The 18,681-nt window shown below is 48.8% G+C and carries 20 protein-coding genes; all 20 read right to left on the bottom strand.

Annotated elements, in window-relative coordinates:
- Positions 1–5 precede the first annotated feature (5 nt).
- Positions 6–359 (bottom strand): 50S ribosomal protein L24, encoded by a 354-nt coding sequence (gene rplX, locus NR121_RS20225; protein WP_062410377.1) that lies wholly within the window; start codon positions 357–359, stop codon positions 6–8.
- A 115-nt stretch (positions 360–474) separates the two neighbouring features.
- On the bottom strand, positions 475–843 hold the full coding sequence (gene rplN, locus NR121_RS20220; protein ID WP_054818720.1) for a 50S ribosomal protein L14: 369 nt from the start codon (positions 841–843) through the stop codon (positions 475–477).
- Between the two features lie 42 nt (positions 844–885).
- Entirely contained in the window at positions 886–1,149 is a 264-nt protein-coding gene (gene rpsQ, locus NR121_RS20215; RefSeq protein WP_054818719.1) for a 30S ribosomal protein S17, read from the bottom strand.
- A 24-nt stretch (positions 1,150–1,173) separates the two neighbouring features.
- Positions 1,174–1,374, bottom strand: coding sequence for a 50S ribosomal protein L29 (gene rpmC, locus NR121_RS20210; protein ID WP_062410376.1), 201 nt, complete (start codon positions 1,372–1,374; stop codon positions 1,174–1,176).
- Positions 1,364–1,798 (bottom strand): 50S ribosomal protein L16, encoded by a 435-nt coding sequence (gene rplP / locus NR121_RS20205; protein WP_062410375.1) that lies wholly within the window; start codon positions 1,796–1,798, stop codon positions 1,364–1,366. The genes rpmC and rplP overlap by 11 nt, the downstream gene beginning before the upstream one ends.
- A 2-nt stretch (positions 1,799–1,800) precedes the next feature.
- The gene (gene rpsC, locus NR121_RS20200; RefSeq protein ID WP_054818717.1) at positions 1,801–2,466 is read right to left on the bottom strand and encodes a 30S ribosomal protein S3; all 666 of its coding nucleotides are present in this window, start codon (positions 2,464–2,466) and stop codon (positions 1,801–1,803) included.
- Positions 2,467–2,479: 13 nt separating this feature from the next.
- Entirely contained in the window at positions 2,480–2,815 is a 336-nt protein-coding gene (gene rplV, locus NR121_RS20195; RefSeq protein ID WP_054818716.1) for a 50S ribosomal protein L22, read from the bottom strand.
- A gap of 48 nt (positions 2,816–2,863) precedes the next feature.
- Positions 2,864–3,148, bottom strand: coding sequence for a 30S ribosomal protein S19 (gene rpsS, locus NR121_RS20190; protein ID WP_054818715.1), 285 nt, complete (start codon positions 3,146–3,148; stop codon positions 2,864–2,866).
- Positions 3,149–3,187: 39 nt separating this feature from the next.
- The gene (rplB, locus tag NR121_RS20185) at positions 3,188–4,018 is read right to left on the bottom strand and encodes a 50S ribosomal protein L2 (RefSeq protein ID WP_062410374.1); all 831 of its coding nucleotides are present in this window, start codon (positions 4,016–4,018) and stop codon (positions 3,188–3,190) included.
- Between the two features lie 31 nt (positions 4,019–4,049).
- Complete coding sequence (gene rplW, locus NR121_RS20180; RefSeq protein WP_054818713.1) at positions 4,050–4,340, bottom strand: 50S ribosomal protein L23; 291 nt, start codon at positions 4,338–4,340, stop codon at positions 4,050–4,052.
- Positions 4,340–4,963 (bottom strand): 50S ribosomal protein L4, encoded by a 624-nt coding sequence (gene rplD / locus NR121_RS20175; RefSeq protein ID WP_054818712.1) that lies wholly within the window; start codon positions 4,961–4,963, stop codon positions 4,340–4,342. Before rplD ends, rplW begins: the two co-directional genes overlap by 1 nt.
- A gap of 24 nt (positions 4,964–4,987) precedes the next feature.
- Positions 4,988–5,614, bottom strand: coding sequence for a 50S ribosomal protein L3 (gene rplC, locus NR121_RS20170; protein WP_054818711.1), 627 nt, complete (start codon positions 5,612–5,614; stop codon positions 4,988–4,990).
- A gap of 54 nt (positions 5,615–5,668) precedes the next feature.
- Complete coding sequence (rpsJ, locus tag NR121_RS20165) at positions 5,669–5,977, bottom strand: 30S ribosomal protein S10 (protein WP_062410373.1); 309 nt, start codon at positions 5,975–5,977, stop codon at positions 5,669–5,671.
- A 301-nt stretch (positions 5,978–6,278) separates the two neighbouring features.
- Positions 6,279–7,469: an elongation factor Tu gene (tuf, locus tag NR121_RS20160; RefSeq protein ID WP_054818710.1), complete on the bottom strand. Its 1,191-nt coding sequence runs from the start codon at positions 7,467–7,469 to the stop codon at positions 6,279–6,281.
- A gap of 33 nt (positions 7,470–7,502) precedes the next feature.
- Positions 7,503–9,578: an elongation factor G gene (fusA, locus tag NR121_RS20155; protein WP_054818709.1), complete on the bottom strand. Its 2,076-nt coding sequence runs from the start codon at positions 9,576–9,578 to the stop codon at positions 7,503–7,505.
- Positions 9,579–9,614: 36 nt separating this feature from the next.
- Complete coding sequence (gene rpsG, locus NR121_RS20150) at positions 9,615–10,085, bottom strand: 30S ribosomal protein S7 (RefSeq protein ID WP_054818708.1); 471 nt, start codon at positions 10,083–10,085, stop codon at positions 9,615–9,617.
- A gap of 46 nt (positions 10,086–10,131) precedes the next feature.
- On the bottom strand, positions 10,132–10,551 hold the full coding sequence (rpsL, locus tag NR121_RS20145; RefSeq protein ID WP_054818707.1) for a 30S ribosomal protein S12: 420 nt from the start codon (positions 10,549–10,551) through the stop codon (positions 10,132–10,134).
- Positions 10,552–10,680: 129 nt separating this feature from the next.
- Complete coding sequence (locus NR121_RS20140) at positions 10,681–10,932, bottom strand: ribosomal L7Ae/L30e/S12e/Gadd45 family protein (RefSeq protein ID WP_054818706.1); 252 nt, start codon at positions 10,930–10,932, stop codon at positions 10,681–10,683.
- A gap of 153 nt (positions 10,933–11,085) precedes the next feature.
- The gene (gene rpoC, locus NR121_RS20135; RefSeq protein WP_062410372.1) at positions 11,086–14,706 is read right to left on the bottom strand and encodes a DNA-directed RNA polymerase subunit beta'; all 3,621 of its coding nucleotides are present in this window, start codon (positions 14,704–14,706) and stop codon (positions 11,086–11,088) included.
- Positions 14,707–14,818: 112 nt separating this feature from the next.
- Positions 14,819–18,373: a DNA-directed RNA polymerase subunit beta gene (rpoB, locus tag NR121_RS20130; RefSeq protein ID WP_171006031.1), complete on the bottom strand. Its 3,555-nt coding sequence runs from the start codon at positions 18,371–18,373 to the stop codon at positions 14,819–14,821.
- Between the last annotated feature and the right edge of the window lie 308 nt (positions 18,374–18,681).

Genomic DNA, 18,681 nt, shown 5'->3' with positions numbered 1-18,681 from the left:
AGATATTAATCGATAATCTCGCCGGATTTTTTCGCAACGCGAACTTTTTTGCCGTTATCAAGCACTTTGTAGCCAACACGTGTAGGCTCGCCTGTTTTTGGATCGACCAGCATCACGTTGGATACGTGAATAGGAGCTTCCTGTGTAAGGATGCCACCTTGCGGGTTTTGTTGGGATGGCTTGGCATGCTTCTTGATCAAGTTTACACCTTCGACCAACACGCGGTTCTCGCGAGGATAAGCAGCGATCACGCGACCCGTTTTTCCTTTATCTTTACCGCTAATAACGAACACTTTGTCTTCTTTTTTGACATGAAGTTTGTTGTTATGGGACTCGAGTTTCTTCGGTTGTTTTGGCATTATGTTTCCACCTCCTAAGGGCATTCGGAAGAATGCCTTCCTCGTAAGCGTCTGCTTAGGCTTTCGTTAGAAAACCACTTCGTAAGCATCCGAATTGAATGTCAATGAACGACAATTAGATAACTTCTGGAGCCAGAGATACGATTTTCATGAAGTCTCTGTCACGAAGTTCACGAGCTACCGGTCCAAAGATACGAGTACCACGCGGGCTCTTGTCTTCTTTTACGATAACCGCTGCATTCTCGTCAAAGCTGATGTAGGATCCGTCCTTACGGCGCGCACCGCGTCTCGTACGTACAACTACAGCTTTAACCACATCACCTTTTTTGACAACGCCCCCTGGTGTTGCTTCTTTCACAGAGCAAACGATCAGATCACCGATGTTAGCGGTACGACGACCGGTACCACCCAACACGCGGATACACATCAGCGATTTTGCACCAGAGTTGTCAGCTACTTTCAATCGTGTAAATGGTTGAATCATTGTGTAATTCCCTCCTTCCGGAATTGATGCCGAATGCTTATATTAAACGATAACCGCTTTTTCGACCACTTTGACCAATCTCCAGCGTTTGTCTTTGGAGAGCGGACGGGTTTCCATGATTTCAACAATATCGCCGATTTTGGCTTCATTGTTTTCGTCATGAGCTTTGAACTTCTTCGTGTATTTGATGCGCTTGTGGTAAAGGTCGTGCTTCTTATAAGTTTCAACGGCGACAACGATGGTTTTGTCCATTTTGTCGCTGACGACTTTACCCTGCTGCGTTTTACGCTCGTTGCGTTCAGCCATGTTAAAATCCTCCTCTCTCATTCATTAACTAGTGATTCCCAATTCTCTTTCACGCAAAACCGTCTTTGCCCGAGCAATATCTTTGCGGACTTTTTGAATTTGTACGGGATTTTCCAGTTGACCTGTAGCTAGTTGAAAACGGAGGTTAAAGAGCTGCTCTTTAAATCCGGAAATTTTTTGTTCGATCTCAGCAGTGGTTAAGTTGCGAAATTCACTAGCTTTCATTTGCTTCACCACCCAGTTCTTCTCTTTTCACAAACTTCGTCTTGATTGGCAGCTTGTGAGAGGCGAGACGCATAGCTTCACGAGCGACTTCTTCGCTTACGCCGGCAAGTTCAAACAGAACCTTACCCGGTTTAACGACAGCAACCCATTTTTCTACGTTACCTTTACCGCTACCCATCCGGACTTCAAGCGGCTTTTGAGTGATTGGTTTGGCAGGGAAGATTTTGATCCAAACCTTACCGCCCCGTCTAATGTAACGGGTCATGGCAATACGTGCAGCCTCGATTTGACGGTTGGTTACCCAAGCCGGTTCCAACGCCTGCAAACCATATTCACCAAAATGAACTTCCGTTCCGCCTTTTGCACGGCCGCGCATTTTCCCGCGGTGCTCTTTGCGGTGTTTTACACGTTTAGGAATTAACATGATTAGTTGCCTCCTTCCGTAGCAGCCTTTTTCTTAGCCGTTGGAAGAACCTCGCCGCGATAGACCCATACTTTTACGCCGATCCGACCGTAAGTGGTGTGAGCTTCCGCCGTACCATAATCGATATCCGCACGCAATGTATGAAGAGGAACTGTACCCTCGCTATATCCTTCGGTTCTGGCGATTTCCGCTCCGCCTAAACGACCGCTAACCGATGTTTTAATACCTTTGGCTCCGGCTCTCATCGATCTTTGAATCGCTTGTTTCAATGCACGACGGAACGATACGCGGCGCTCCAGTTGTTGTGCAATGCTTTCAGCTACAAGAATCGCATCCAGATCCGAATTTTTAACTTCCGAAATGTTAATATGAACTTTCTTGCCGTTAGTCAGCTTGGACAGGTAGCCGCGGATAACCTCGACTTCCGATCCGCCTTTACCGATAACCATGCCAGGCTTAGCTGTATGAATGGTTACGTTCACGCGGTTTGCCGCACGTTCGATTTCAATACGGGAAACAGCGGAATCTTTCAGTTTTGTTTTCAAATATTCGCGGATTTTTACGTCCTCCATAAGCAGATCGCCGAAATCTTTTCCAGCATACCACTTGGATTCCCAGTCGCGAATAATACCAATTCTAAGTCCTACCGGGTTTACTTTTTGACCCACACGTTATCCCTCCTTATTTCTCAGATACCACTACTGTAATGTGGCTGGTACGTTTATTGATGCGGCTCGCACGACCCATAGCGCGAGGACGGAATCTTTTCAAAGTTGGTCCCTGGTTCACATAAGCCTGCTCAACCACCAGGTTGTTTACGTCCAAAGAGTAGTTGTGCTCCGCATTGGCAATAGCCGAGTTCAACAGCTTCTCCACGATCGGGGAAGCGGACTTTGGCGTATGACGCAAAATAGCGATCGCTTCGCCTACTTTCTTGCCGCGGATCAAGTCGACAACCAATTGAACTTTGCGGGGAGCAACACGAACATATCTTGCAATGGCTTTAGCTTGTTGCATGGAAGTACCTCCTCTCATTCACAACTCAATCGAATTCACGTTCATCTATTAGCGCTTGCCCGTCTTCTTATCGTCACCCGCGTGACCTTTGTAAGTACGGGTTGGAGCAAATTCACCAAGCTTATGTCCGACCATATCTTCCGTCACATATACCGGCACATGCTTTCTGCCGTCATATACAGCAAAGGTGTGGCCGATGAATTGCGGGAAAATTGTGGAACGGCGGGACCAAGTTTTGATTACTTGCTTTTTAACACCCTCACCATTCATTGCTTCCACTTTCTTCAAAAGATAACCGTCAACAAATGGACCTTTTTTCAAACTGCGACCCATGCTTCATTCCTCCCTTCTTTAACCGAACTGAGAACCGAATTATTTCGTGCGGCGACGAATAATATATTGATTGGAAGCTTTGTTCTTCTTCCGTGTTTTATATCCGAGTGTCGGCTTGCCCCAAGGAGACATCGGGGATTTGCGGCCGATCGGGGAACGACCTTCACCACCACCGTGCGGGTGATCGTTCGGGTTCATAACGGAACCGCGAACTTCCGGTCTTTTACCCAACCAACGGGAACGTCCGGCTTTACCGATTTTCACGAGCTCGTGATCTTCGTTACCTACGGAACCTACCGTTGCGCGGCACACTTTCAAAATTCTTCTCATTTCACCACTGGACAAACGAACAATAACGTATTGATCCTCTTTACCAAGCAGCTGCGCTTCCGTACCGGCTGCGCGAACCAGTTGGCCGCCTTTTCCGGGCTTCAATTCGATATTGTGAATCACCGTACCTACAGGGATGTTCTCCATCGGCAATGCATTGCCGATCTTGATGTCCGCTGTCGGACCGGATACGATTTGATCGCCTACTTTAAGGCCTTTCGGAGCGAGGATATAACGCTTCTCGCCATCCACATAATGAATCAATGCAATGTTAGCGGAACGGTTCGGATCATACTCGATTGTAGCAACGTTACCGGGTATTCCATCTTTGTTCCGTTTAAAGTCGATAATACGGTATTTACGCTTATGTCCGCCGCCTTGGTGACGAACCGTAATTTTACCTTGGTTGTTGCGTCCCGCTTTTTTGCTCAAAGGAGCCAAAAGCGACTTCTCCGGAGTCGATGTTGTGATTTCTTCAAATGTAGAAACCGACATCGCACGTCTTGCAGGAGACGTTGGTTTATATTTTTTGATAGGCACGTGGGTTCCCTCCTTACTTCAAGAATTCATCTTATACCGATTCAAAGAATTCCAGCTCTTTGCTGTCTGCGCTGAGTGTCACGATCGCTTTTTTCCATTCGGACGTATATCCGGAATAGCGGCCGTAGCGCTTTGGCTTCGCCGGTACTCTGAGCGTATTGACATTCGCAACTTTCACTTTGAAAATTTGTTCGATCGCTTGCTTGATTTCCGTTTTATTCGAACGGAGATCCACCTCGAATACATATTTCTTATCCGCCATCATTTCGCTGGAACGTTCAGTAATGATCGGGCTTTTAATAATATCGTGAGGGTTCTTCATTACGCAAACACCTCCTCTACCTTTTGCACCGCATCCTTCGTAATGATCAGCTTGTCATAGACCATAACATCAAGCACGTTGATTCCTTCGGCAGCCACAAATTTAACTCCAGGAATGTTGCGTGCGGACAATGCTACGTTCTCGTCATATGCAGCCGTCACAACCAAAGCCTTACGATCTACTTTAAGGTTATTCAAAATGGATACAAATTCTTTCGTTTTCGGCTGAGCCAGTTGCAATTGATCCAGCACGATAATTTCGCTCGCCTTCACCTTGGAAGACAACGCGGATTTAATCGCCAAACGGCGAACTTTCTTAGGCAGCTTGTAAGCATAGCTGCGTGGTGTCGGTCCGAATACGGTACCGCCGCCTTTCCATTGTGGAGAGCGGATGCTGCCTTGACGCGCACGACCTGTACCTTTTTGCTTCCAAGGTTTGCGACCGCCGCCGCGCACTTCGGAGCGACCTTTAGTTTTATGAGTTCCGGCACGAAGGGATGCCCGCTGCATCAATACCGCTTCGTTCAATACATGAACGTGCGGCTCGATTCCGAACACGCTGTCGGCCAGTTCCACTTCGCCTACTTGAGAACCACTAACGTTATACACTGCTACTTTTGGCATTTGTTATCCTCCTTTCCCGCTTTCTTACTTCTTCACTGAAGATTTCACGGTAACATAGCTGTTTTTAGGACCTGGAATGGAGCCTTTAACTAGAAGTACATTCCGTTCCGCATCGACTTTAACCACTTCAAGCTTTTGAATGGTAACCGTCTCTGTACCCATGTGACCCGGAAGGTTTTTACCTTTTGGAACACGGTTAGCCTGGATCGAGCCCATCGAACCCGGACCGCGATGATAACGCGAGCCGTGCGCCATCGGACCTCTGGATTGGTTATGTCTTTTGATAACGCCTTGGAATCCTTTACCTTTAGATGTACCCGTTACGTCAACGAATTCGCCTTCTGCGAAGATGTCAGCCTTGATCTCCTGGCCAACTTCATACTCAGAGATCTGTACATTGCGAATTTCTTTCACGTAGCGCTTAGGTGTTGTGCCGGCTTTTTTCGCGTGGCCCAACTCAGGTTTGTTCGCATTCTTTTCTTTCTTGTCGGCAAAACCGATTTGGATGGCTTCGTAACCGTCGTTCTCTACGTCCTTCTTTTGCAGCACCGTGCAAGGACCTGCTTCAATAACGGTAACCGGAACAACCAATCCTTCAGGAGTAAATACTTGAGTCATCCCAATCTTTTTACCTAAGATACCTTTAGTCATCGTTGACACCTCTTTTCCTCTTTAGCCTGTTGTTTTATAACCACAGTGTATATATTACAGTTTGATTTCGATGTCCACACCGGACGGCAGATCCAAACGCATCAATGCATCAACCGTTTGCGGCGTCGGATTGACGATATCGATCAAACGTTTATGTGTACGCATCTCGAACTGTTCACGAGAATCTTTGTACTTGTGAACCGCACGAAGAATCGTGATGATTTGCTTCTCGGTAGGAAGCGGAATCGGACCAGATACCCCTGCACCGGAACGTTTTGCAGTGTCCACGATTTTTTCGGCAGATTGATCCAGAATTCTGTGATCATACGCCTTCAAACGAATACGAATCTTTTGCTTTGCCATAGTATTCCCTCCTTCTTTCGCCCAATTTAGTATCGGACATACTCCGTGAAAATCTCCTGACGCCGTCCCTATGGCAAAGGGGCCGGGCGTGTCAGCAACCTCTCACATCATCGCAACGTCACAGACCAACGTTCACTATTATATTAAATTTCATTATGAAAAGCAAGAAAAAAATGCTGCGGATGCCTAAAAAATTAAAACCCTTCATCTATATAGATGAAGGGTTGCTTCGGAACAGTACAAATTGCTTTGGTCTTGCTTCGGAACAGTACGTAAATCTATAGGATTCGGATCACCGAAATTACTTGCTGATGGTTGCAACGGCGCCGGCACCAACTGTACGGCCGCCTTCACGGATCGCGAAGCGAGTTCCTTCTTCGATAGCGATCGGCGAGATCAGTTCTACGGTAACAGTGATGTTGTCACCAGGCATAACCATCTCGGAACCTTCCGGCAGGTTGATGATACCTGTTACGTCCGTTGTACGGAAGTAGAACTGCGGACGGTAACCGCTGAAGAAAGGTTTGTGACGTCCACCTTCTTCTTTTGTCAGAACGTAGATTTGAGCGGTGAAGTTCGTGTGCGGTTTAACGGAACCCGGCTTTGCCAAAACTTGTCCACGCTCGATGTCTTTACGGTCTACACCGCGAAGCAGTGCACCGATGTTGTCACCAGCTTGTGCGGAATCCAGAAGCTTACGGAACATTTCTACGCCCGTAACAACGGATTTGCGAGTTTCTTCAGCCAAACCGATGATTTCAACCTCGTCACCGACTTTAACCACACCACGCTCTACACGGCCTGTAGCAACAGTACCACGACCAGTGATCGTGAACACGTCCTCTACCGGCATCAAGAAAGGTTTATCAGTGTCGCGCTCAGGCGTAGGGATGTAGTTGTCGATTTGCTCGAACAGCTCAATGATTTTGTCAGCCCAAGGACCGTCTGGGTTTTGCAGGGCTTCACGAGCAGCGCCGCGGATGATTGGAGTTTCGTCGCCTGGGAACTCGTATTCGTTCAGCAGGTCGCGAACTTCCATTTCAACCAGTTCAAGAAGCTCTTCGTCTTCAACCATGTCACATTTGTTCAGGAATACCACGATGTAAGGTACGCCTACCTGACGGGACAGCAGGATGTGCTCGCGAGTTTGCGGCATCGGACCGTCTGCTGCGGATACAACCAGGATCGCGCCGTCCATTTGCGCAGCACCCGTGATCATGTTTTTAACATAGTCAGCGTGGCCTGGGCAGTCAACGTGTGCATAGTGACGGTTAGGCGTTTCGTATTCAACGTGTGCAGTCGAAATCGTGATACCGCGTTCGCGCTCTTCCGGTGCTTTGTCGATTTGATCGAAAGCTACAGCGGCACCGCCGTATTTTTTGGACAATACGGTAGTGATTGCGGCAGTCAGAGTTGTTTTACCATGGTCAACGTGACCGATGGTGCCAATATTAACGTGCGGTTTTGTACGCTCAAATTTTGCTTTAGCCATGAGTGAATAGCCTCCTTAAATATAGTAATTATATTAAGCGCCTTTGTTCTTTGCAACGATTTCTTCGGCAATCGACTTAGGCACTTCTTCATAGTGCGAAATTTCCATCGAGTATACACCCCGGCCTTGTGTACGGGAGCGCAGCGTCGTAGAGTAACCAAACATTTCGGAAAGAGGCACTTTGGCACGGATAATTTGCGCGCCGAAGCGGGAATCCATACCTTCGATTCTTCCGCGGCGGGAGTTCAGGTCGCCCATAACGTCGCCCATGTACTCTTCCGGCACGGTAACCTCTACCTTCATGATCGGCTCAAGCAATACCGGACGGCATTTTTCTCCGGCAGCTTTGAGTGCCATGGAGCCAGCAATTTTAAACGCCATTTCGCTGGAGTCCACATCGTGGTAAGAACCGTCAACGACAGTTGCTTTGATATCCACGAGAGGGAAGCCTGCGTATACGCCATTTTTCATAGCTTCTTCAATACCGGCTTGAATCGGAGGGATGAATTCTTTAGGAATCGCACCACCGACAATTTTGCTTTCAAACTGGAATCCGGTACCCGGCTCCAGCGGTTCGAACTCAACCCAACAATGTCCGTATTGACCACGGCCGCCGGATTGGCGAACGAATTTACCTTCAACCTTAGCCGGTTGACGGAACGTTTCGCGGTAGGCAACCTGCGGTTTACCCACATTGGTTTCTACCTTGAACTCGCGAAGCATGCGGTCGACGATAATCTCAAGGTGAAGCTCACCCATACCGGAGATGATCGTTTGGCCGGTTTCTTCATCCGTATGCGCACGGAAAGTCGGATCTTCTTCAGACAATTTGGCCAGCGCAATACCCATTTTGTCTTGGTCGGCTTTTGTTTTCGGTTCAACAGCCAGCTGAATAACCGGTTCCGGGAAGTTCATGGATTCCAGAATAACCGGATGCTTCTCATCACACAGCGTATCCCCGGTCACAGTATCCTTCAAGCCTACGGCAGCCGCAATGTCACCCGCATAAACCTCGCTGATTTCCTGACGGCTGTTCGCATGCATCTGAAGAATACGGCCGATCCGTTCGCGTTTGCCTTTTGTCGCGTTCAATACGTAAGAACCGGAGTTCAGAACCCCTGAGTACACACGGAAGAACGTTAATTTGCCGACAAACGGGTCTGTCATGATTTTGAATGCCAGAGCGGCAAACGGTTCGTCATCAGAAGATTTACGTACGACTTCCGATCCGTCCTCGAGCGTACCTTTGATGTTCGGCACATCGATTGGAGACGGGAGATAGTCAATAACGGCATCCAGCATTAACTGTACGCCTTTATTCCGGTAAGACGATCCACAGACAACCGGGAAGATTTTAACGCCGACAACCCCTTTACGGAGCGCCCCTTTAATTTCTTCGACCGTCAGTTCTTCGCCTTCCAGATATTTCATCATCAGTTCTTCGTCAAGCTCCGCTACCTTCTCTACAAGCTCAAGACGAAGCTCTTCCACTTTATCCTTGTATTCAGCAGGGACTTCAACCTGGTCAGGTTCTTTACCCAGATCGTCTTTGTAGATATAAGCTTTACGCTCGATAAGGTCGATAACGCCTTTGAAATCATTTTCAGCCCCAATCGGCAGCTGAATGGCAACTGCGTTCGCGCCAAGCTTATCGCGCATCGATTGGATAACCTGCAGGTAATCCGCACCGATGATATCCATTTTATTGACATAGGCGATCCGGGGAACGCCATAACGGTCCGCTTGTCTCCAAACTGTCTCCGACTGCGGCTCAACGCCTTCTTTGGCGCTGAATACGCCTACTGCTCCGTCCAATACGCGCAGGGAGCGTTCAACTTCTACAGTGAAGTCAACGTGTCCCGGGGTGTCGATAATATTGATGCGGTGGCCTTTCCATTGAGCGGTCGTAGCAGCGGAAGTAATGGTGATTCCGCGCTCCTGCTCCTGCTCCATCCAGTCCATCGTAGCAGCACCCTCGTGAACTTCACCGATTTTGTGCACGCGGCCAGTGTAGAACAGGATGCGTTCCGTCGTGGTGGTCTTGCCGGCATCAATATGCGCCATGATCCCGATGTTACGCGTATCTTTCAAGGAGAACTCTCTTGCCATCAGGAACGTCTCCTTCCTATAAAAAGGAATTTAATTTTACCAACGATAATGTGCAAACGCCTTGTTGGCTTCTGCCATTTTGTGCGTATCTTCGCGTTTTTTCACGGAAGCGCCTGTGTTGTTGCTGGCATCGATGATTTCTTGAGCCAGTCTTTCTTCCATCGTTTTTTCACCGCGCAGGCGGGAATAGTTTACAAGCCAGCGAAGACCTAAAGTCGTACGGCGATCAGGTCTTACCTCTACAGGAACTTGATAGTTGGCACCCCCAACACGGCGAGCTTTAACTTCAAGAACCGGCATAATGTTTTTGATCGCTTGTTCAAATACTTCCATAGGTTCTTTACCCGTACGTTCTTTAATCAGATTGAAAGCATTATAAAGGATTGTTTGAGCTGTTCCTCTTTTACCATCAATCATAATGCGGTTGATCAAGCGGGTAACGAGCTTGCTGTTATAAATCGGATCTGGCAATACGTCTCTGCGAGTAACTGGACCTTTACGAGGCATAGTTATCCCCCTTTCTTCTAAAATCATTCAATTTATAAAAGCTGTATTACTTTTTCTCTTTCGGGCGTTTTGCGCCGTACTTGGAACGTGCTTGCTTGCGGTTGGCTACACCGGAAGTATCGAGTGCGCCGCGAACGATGTGGTAACGTACCCCTGGAAGGTCCTTAACACGACCGCCGCGAATCAGAACAACGCTGTGCTCCTGCAGGTTGTGTCCGATACCCGGAATGTAGGCAGTAACCTCTACACGGTTCGTCAAGCGAACACGCGCATACTTACGAAGAGCAGAGTTTGGTTTCTTCGGGGTCATCGTACCTACACGAGTGCAGACGCCACGTTTCTGAGGAGAACTCAGATTCGTTGCTTCTCTTTTCAAGGCGTTGAAACCTCTTTGAAGAGCCGGGGATTTGGATTTTACAACTTTCGCTTGGCGTCCTTTACGAACGAGCTGGTTAATTGTTGGCATATTGGCCACCTCCTTTAATATGAATGGTTCTTTCTTTTCAAGCCCACAGATCCAGGCGAATCGTAAATGAACAAAGTAAAAGTTTTTACCTTAAACCCTTACGGATTCTCAGGCAAAAACATTACTGCATCATTCATTCACTACCGCAGCCATAGCTGCGCCTACTTCGATTCCACACGCTTTACCTAACATGGTCATGGAGTCCACGTATGTCACTTTAACCCCCATCATCTTGCAGAGGTTAACTATTTTTATCGTAATTCGCGGATCTGCATCTCTGGCAACGAAAACTTCGGCGGCATGTCCCGCCTCTACCATTTTCGTCACTTGTTTCGTGCCTATAATCAGCTTTGCTGCCTGTTTCACTTTATCATAAGACATAGATCATATCCTCCAAAAGGACAGGTGACTAGGCTTAGAAAATGGCACACTTTGATATATTAGCATCTCGGTTTTACCGTGTCAAGAATGGACGCTTGCCTTCAAAAAGATTTTACAATCCATACTTTGAAGGCAAGCGCCGGGTCTTCTTCGTTACTCTACGGTTACCGCTTCTGCTTCAGTCAACTCTTCATCCCTTGGCTCTGCGTTCGGATCTGTAATGCGGATGTTACGGTATCTTGCCATCCCCGTACCTGCCGGTATCAGTTTACCGATGATCACATTCTCCTTCAAACCGAGCAGCTGGTCGACTTTTCCTTTAATCGCCGCATCCGTCAGGACACGAGTCGTTTCCTGGAACGATGCCGCAGAGAGGAAGGAATCTGTTTCGAGCGATGCTTTGGTAATACCCAGAAGCACCGGTTTGGCAACAGCAGGTTCCTCATTGGCGAAAAGCGCCACTTTGTTCGCTTCTTCGTACTCATGAATGTCCACAAAGGATCCCGGAAGCAGAGTCGTATTTCCGGCATCGACGATGCGAATTTTACGCAGCATTTGGCGGATCATCACTTCGACGTGCTTGTCGTTGATTTCCACCCCTTGGTTCCGGTATACGCGCTGAACTTCCTGTAAAATGTAGTTCTGCACGCCGCGGATCCCTTTAATGCGCAGCATTTCCTTCGGATCGATCGAGCCTTCCGTCAGCTCATCTCCGGCCTCTACGGTCTGGTTCACTGTGACGCGAATCCGGGAGCCGTAAGGTACGGAATATACTTTCGATTCAGCTTCGCCTTGAACCTCAATCTCACGACGATCCTTCGCTTCACGGATTTCTTTAATCACACCGTCAATTTCAGAAATTATCGCTTGCCCTTTTGGATTACGAGCTTCGAAGAGCTCCTGAATCCGCGGCAAACCTTGCGTGATGTCGTCGCCCGCAACGCCCCCGGTATGGAACGTACGCATGGTAAGCTGCGTTCCTGGTTCACCGATGGATTGCGCCGCGATAATACCTACCGCTTCGCCGATTTCTACATGTTTGCCGGTCGCCAGATTACGGCCGTAGCACTTTTTGCAGACGCCGTGTCTGGAACGGCAGCTGAGTACGGAACGGATTTGTACCTTCTCAATACCGGCTGCTATAATTTGGTCGGCAATATGTGCTTCAATCAGCTCGTTACGGTTAATAATAATCTCACCTGTTTGCGGATGACGAATCGTTTCAAAGGAGTACCGTCCTTCGATTCGGTCATACAGATCTTCGATGACTTCTTTACCATCCTGGATTCTGCTGACGAGGAACCCTTTATCCGTACCGCAATCTTCTTCACGAACAATTACGTCTTGAGCCACGTCTACCAGACGGCGGGTCAAGTAACCCGAGTCCGCCGTACGAAGTGCGGTATCGGCCAAACCTTTCCGTGCACCGTGAGTGGAGATAAAGTACTCCAATACGGTCAACCCTTCGCGGAAATTGGACTTGATCGGAAGCTCGATGATTTTACCGGACGGGTTAGCCATCAGACCGCGCATTCCGCCAAGCTGGGTAATTTGCGATTTGTTACCCCGTGCTTTGGATTCCACCATCATATTGATGGAATTATATTTATCAAGCGACTTCATCAAAATATCGGTAATTTCATCCTTGGCCTTGCTCCAGATCGCGATAACGCGGTCGTAGCGTTCATCGTCTGTAATTAAACCGCGGCGATATTGATTCGTAACCACACGAACTTTTTCGTCGGATTCTCTAAGGATTTCATCTTTCTCCTTCGGAACCGTCACATCCGCTACGGCAATGGTGATACCGGCACGCGTAGAGTAAGTAAATCCAAGCTGCTTGATATTATCCAGCGTGATCGACGTTTGTGTCGTATGGTAACGGCGGAAGCATTCTGCAATGATCGTGCCAAGGTAATCTTTTCCGACCGCTTTCGTTTCAGGCAGCTCCGCCATTTTCTTGCGAAGATCCACGCCTTTCTCGAACACGAAATAATCGTTTGAAGGTCCGTTCAGCAAATTCGCTTTCGTCGCTTCATTAATGTATGGGAAGTCCGGCGGATAAATCTCATTGAAGATAATTTTACCGATCGTTGTGATCAGCATGGCCTTTTCTTGTTCCGGCGTAAAGCTGGTTTTTTTCAAAGCCTTGGCCGGAATCGCCACGCGCGCATGCAGAGCCGCATCTCCGCGGTGGTAGAGCGACACGGCTTCTTCAATCGAACGAATAATCGTACCGGAGCCTTTGGCTTCCTTGTTTTCCGTCGTTAAGTAGAAGCTTCCCAAAACCATGTCCTGCGACGGCGTAACAACCGGTTTGCCGTCTTTTGGGTTGAGAATATTGCCTGCTGCGAGCATCAGCACGCGGGCTTCCGCCTGGGCTTCTGCAGACAACGGAACGTGAACGGCCATCTGGTCTCCGTCAAAGTCGGCGTTATATGCCGTACAAACAAGCGGATGCAGCTTGATCGCCCGGCCTTCAACCAGAATCGGCTCGAACGCCTGAATGCCCAAACGGTGAAGCGTGGGAGCACGGTTCAGCAGAACCGGGTGTTCCTTGATGACTTCCTCAAGAACATCCCATACTTCAGGACTAACGCGTTCCACTTTGCGTTTTGCGCTCTTAATGTTATGCGCAAGACCTTTATTCACAAGCTCTTTCATGACGAAAGGCTTAAACAATTCCAATGCCATTTCCTTTGGAAGTCCGCACTGATACATTTTGAGACTCGGTCCCACCACGATAACGGAACGGCCGGAGTAGTCAACCCGCTTACCCAGCAGGTTTTGACGGAAACGCCCCTGTTTACCCTTCAGCATGTGGCTGAGGGATTTGAGCGGACGATTACCCGGTCCCGTTACGGGACGGCCGCGGCGGCCGTTATCAATAAGCGCGTCAACCGCTTCCTGAAGCATCCGCTTTTCGTTCTGCACGATAATATCAGGAGCGCCCAGATCAAGCAGACGTTTCAGACGGTTGTTCCGGTTGATGACACGGCGGTATAAATCGTTCAAGTCAGAGGTCGCAAAGCGCCCCCCGTCAAGCTGAACCATCGGACGAAGCTCCGGAGGGATAACCGGCAGTACGTCGAGCACCATCCACTCCGGCATATTTTTGGAGTTACGGAATGCTTCCATAACCTCAAGACGTTTAATGGCACGGTTACGGCGTTGACCTTGAGCGGTTTTCAGCTCTTCCTTCAGCATATCGACTTCTTTCTCGATGTCGATGTCTTGAAGCAGCTTCTTCACCGCTTCCGCGCCCATACCGGCTTGGAATGCATAGCCGTATTTTTCCCGATAGCTGCGGTATTCCTTCTCGGAGAGAAGCTGTTTTTTCTCCAGCGGCGTATCTCCAGGATCAGTTACGACATAGGAAGCAAAGTAGATGATCTCTTCCAGAGACCGCGGAGACATGTCGAGCGCAAGCCCCATACGGCTTGGAATTCCTTTGAAATACCAGATATGTGAAACCGGTGCTGCAAGCTCGATGTGACCCATGCGCTCGCGGCGCACTTTTTGACGCGTAACTTCTACGCCGCAGCGGTCACAGACAACGCCTTTGTAACGAACCCGTTTATATTTACCGCAATGACATTCCCAATCCTTGGTCGGACCAAATATTTTCTCACAGAACAAGCCTTCTTTTTCAGGTTTCAGCGTCCTGTAGTTGATCGTCTCCGGCTTTTTCACTTCGCCTCTGGACCATGAACGGATTTTGTCGGGGGAAGCCAATCCGATTTTCATGAATTCAAAATTGTTGACGTCGATCAAGGAGCAACCCTCCTCCAAGTTTGTGTGGGCAAATCTACACCGGAAGCATCCGTTGTAAGAATGTGCTGTCTGTACGCTTCATACACCCGTGGCTTACGCCTGGCCCAATAGATTACTCGACTCCCATTTCCGCGCCTTCAAGGTTAAGGTTAAGCTTATCGCTTGTTACCTCATCCTCATCGTCGATTTCCTTCATTTCGATCTCTTCTTCATTCTCGGACAAGATTTTCACATCCATACCCAAGCTTTGAAGCTCTTTGATCAATACCTTGAAGGATTCCGGTACGCCAGGCTCCGGAACATTCTCACCTTTAACAATCGACTCATACGTTTTGACGCGTCCTACCACGTCGTCGGATTTCACAGTCAAAATCTCCTGCAGGGTATAAGCTGCACCATAAGCCTCGAGCGCCCATACCTCCATCTCGCCAAACCGCTGTCCGCCGAACTGAGCTTTACCGCCCAGCGGCTGCTGCGTAACGAGCGAGTACGGCCCTGTCGAACGCGCATGGATTTTATCATCGACCATGTGAGCCAGCTTGATCATATACATGACGCCTACCGTTACCTCTCGCTCAAACGGTTCACCGGTTCTGCCGTCGTACAGGATCGTCTTGCCGTTACGCTGCATGCCGGCCTCTTCCATCGTATCGAACACGTCGTATTCATTAGCACCGTCGAATACCGGCGTTGCCGTATGGATACCGAGATACTTGGCAGCCATCCCCAAGTGAACTTCCAGCACCTGTCCGATGTTCATCCGGGAAGGAACGCCAAGCGGGTTCAGCACAACTTCAACTGGCGTGCCGTCCGGCAGGAACGGCATGTCCTCTTCCGGTAAAATCCGTGCGATAACCCCTTTGTTTCCGTGACGTCCCGCCATCTTGTCGCCTTCGGAAATTTTCCGCTTCTGGGCGATGTAGACGCGCACCAGCTGGTTTACGCCAGGAGGCAGTTCGTCGCCGTTCTCACGGGTAAATACTTTCACGTCGACTACGATACCATCGGTACCGTGCGGCACACGAAGCGAAGTATCGCGAACTTCACGGGCTTTTTCACCGAAAATCGCATGAAGCAAACGTTCTTCCGCGGTCAGCTCCGTAACCCCTTTTGGCGTTACTTTGCCCACCAGAATGTCGCCTGCCGCGATCTCGGCACCGACGCGGATAATTCCGCGCTCATCGAGATTTTTCAGCGCATCTTCCCCGACGTTCGGAATATCACGGGTGATTTCCTCCGGTCCGAGCTTCGTATCCCGGGCTTCAGACTCATATTCTTCAATGTGAATGGAAGTATAGACGTCTTCCTTCACCAGTTTTTCACTAAGCAATATCGCGTCCTCGTAGTTGTAGCCTTCCCATGTCATAAAGGCAACCACTACGTTCCGCCCGAGCGCAAGCTCACCCATCTCCGTCGACGGACCATCGGCGAGGATATCTCCTACGCGCACTTGCTCGCCTTTATGGCAAATCGGACGTTGGTTAATACATGTTCCTTGATTGGAGCGCAAAAACTTGTGCAATTTATGTTTAACGATGTCTCCGTTCACCAGGCGGCCGTCCACTACTTCCTGACGGCGTACCCAGATCTCGTTAGCCGTCACCCGTTCTACCACACCGTTCACCTTGGAAACGACGCATACACCCGAGTCCTTGGCCGCCTTATGCTCCATCCCCGTACCGACAAGCGGCGCCTTAGGGATAAGAAGCGGAACGGCTTGACGCTGCATGTTCGAACCCATGAGAGCACGGTTGGAGTCGTCGTTTTCCAAAAATGGAATAAGCGCCGTCGCTACCGATACAACTTGCTTAGGGGAAACGTCCATGTAATCGACACGCTCTTTAGGAAGCGTCAGAATATCGTCCTTGTAACGGACAATGACGTTATCATTCGCAAATCTGCCGTCCTCGGTCAACTCGGCATTCGCCTGCGCGACCACGTAATTATCTTCTTCATCGGCCGTCAAATAAGCGATCTCATCCGTAACTATGCCGGTATTCGGGTCAACACGCCGGTAGGGCGCTTCAATAAAGCCGAATTCATTCACACGCGCGAACGTGGAAAGTGAGTTAATCAAACCGATGTTCGGTCCTTCCGGCGTCTCAATCGGACACATCCGCCCATAGTGGGAGTGATGGACGTCCCGCACTTCAAAACCTGCGCGTTCCCGCGTCAAACCACCGGGTCCAAGAGCGGACAGGCGGCGTTTGTGCGTCAGTTCGGCAAGCGGGTTCGTCTGGTCCATAAACTGCGACAGCTGGGAGCTTCCGAAGAACTCCTTGATCGAAGCGATGACCGGACGTATATTGATCAATTGCTGCGGGGTGATCGTGTTCACATCCTGAATCGACATCCGCTCGCGTACCACGCGCTCCATCCGGGACAGGCCAATGCGGAACTGGTTCTGCAAAAGCTCTCCCACGGAACGCAAGCGACGGTTACCCAGATGATCGATATCATCGGTGCTGCCGATCCCATGCAGCAAGTTAATGAAATAGTTGATCGATGCAATGATATCAGCCGGCGTAATGTTCTTCACCGACTTGTCAATTTTCCCGTTGGCGATGACTTTAACCACTTTCCCGTCTTCAATCGGGGAGTAGACGTTAATGTGCTGCAGCGTAATCTTATCTGTTTCAGTTACGCCGTTAGCGACCGAATATTCTTTGAAGCCGACGTTGTCTTCCAGATAAGGAATAATCGTGTCGAGCAAACGGCGGTCAAGCTGTTGTCCAGCTTCTGCAATAATCTCGCCTGTTTCCGGATTAACAAGGGTCTCAGCCAGACGTTGATTGAACAGACGATTTTTGATATGCAGCTTTTTGTTGATTTTGTACCGTCCAACATTGGCAAGATCGTAACGCTTCGGATCGAAGAATCTGGCGATCAGCAAGCTTCTCGCATTATCCAGCGTCGGCGGCTCGCCCGGGCGAAGACGCTCGTAAATTTCAATCAACGCCTTGTCCGTCGAATCGGTGTTATCCTTGTCCAACGTATTGCGGATATATTCATCGTCACCAAGCAGGTCTATGATTTCCGCGTCGGTACCGAAGCCGAGTGCACGAAGCAGTACGGTTACAGGGATTTTTCTTGTACGGTCAATACGCACATAGATGATATCCTTCGCATCCGTTTCCAATTCAAGCCAAGCGCCGCGGTTCGGAATCACGGTAGCGGTATAAGCCTTTTTACCGTTTTTATCGACTTTCGTACTAAAATAGACGCTCGGGGAACGAACCAGCTGACTGACAATAACCCGTTCAGCGCCGTTGATAATAAAAGTACCCGTTTCGGTCATCAGAGGGAAATCGCCCATAAAGACTTCCTGCTCCTTGACTTCGCCAGTCTCTTTATTGATCAAACGTACTTTCACACGAAGCGGTGCAGCGAAGGTGACGTCGCGTTCTTTGGATTCATCCACTGAATACTTTGGCTCTCCCAAACTGTAGTCGATAAATTCCAACACCAAATTCCCCGTAAAATCTTGGATTGGGGAAATATCTTGAAACATTTCACGCAACCCTTCATCCAAAAACCACTGATATGATTTTTGTTGGATTTCAATCAGGTTTGGAACTTCCAACACCTCATGAATCCGCGCGTACGACCTGCGTTTACGTCGACCTAATTGAACAAGATGTCCCGCCAACTTAGATTCACCCCTCATGTCTACTCAATAGAACAAAATAAAAGCCTCTTTGGGAAGCCTTCTCGAGTAAATACTGCACGAAGATAAACTTCTTAAGGAAGCTTGTTATTACGATGCACGAATCGTACAACGAACAGGTGACTTTTTCCCCATTTTACCATAATTTTCTTCACACCTTGTAGGGTTTACCTAAAATTTAAACATTATACGTCAAATGATAAAATCTTATTCATCCCAGCATGAAAAAAATATCTTGACATTTTAGTAAACTAAAGAGAAAAAGCATGACCATAATACTGACATTTTAATATAATATCACATCCCAA

The organism is Paenibacillus sp. Pae15, assembly GCF_024519685.1.
Lineage (GTDB): Bacteria > Bacillota > Bacilli > Paenibacillales > NBRC-103111 > Paenibacillus_G > Paenibacillus_G naphthalenovorans.
Note: the sequence above shows the minus strand (reverse complement) of the source record. Positions and strands in the feature narration are given on the sequence as shown.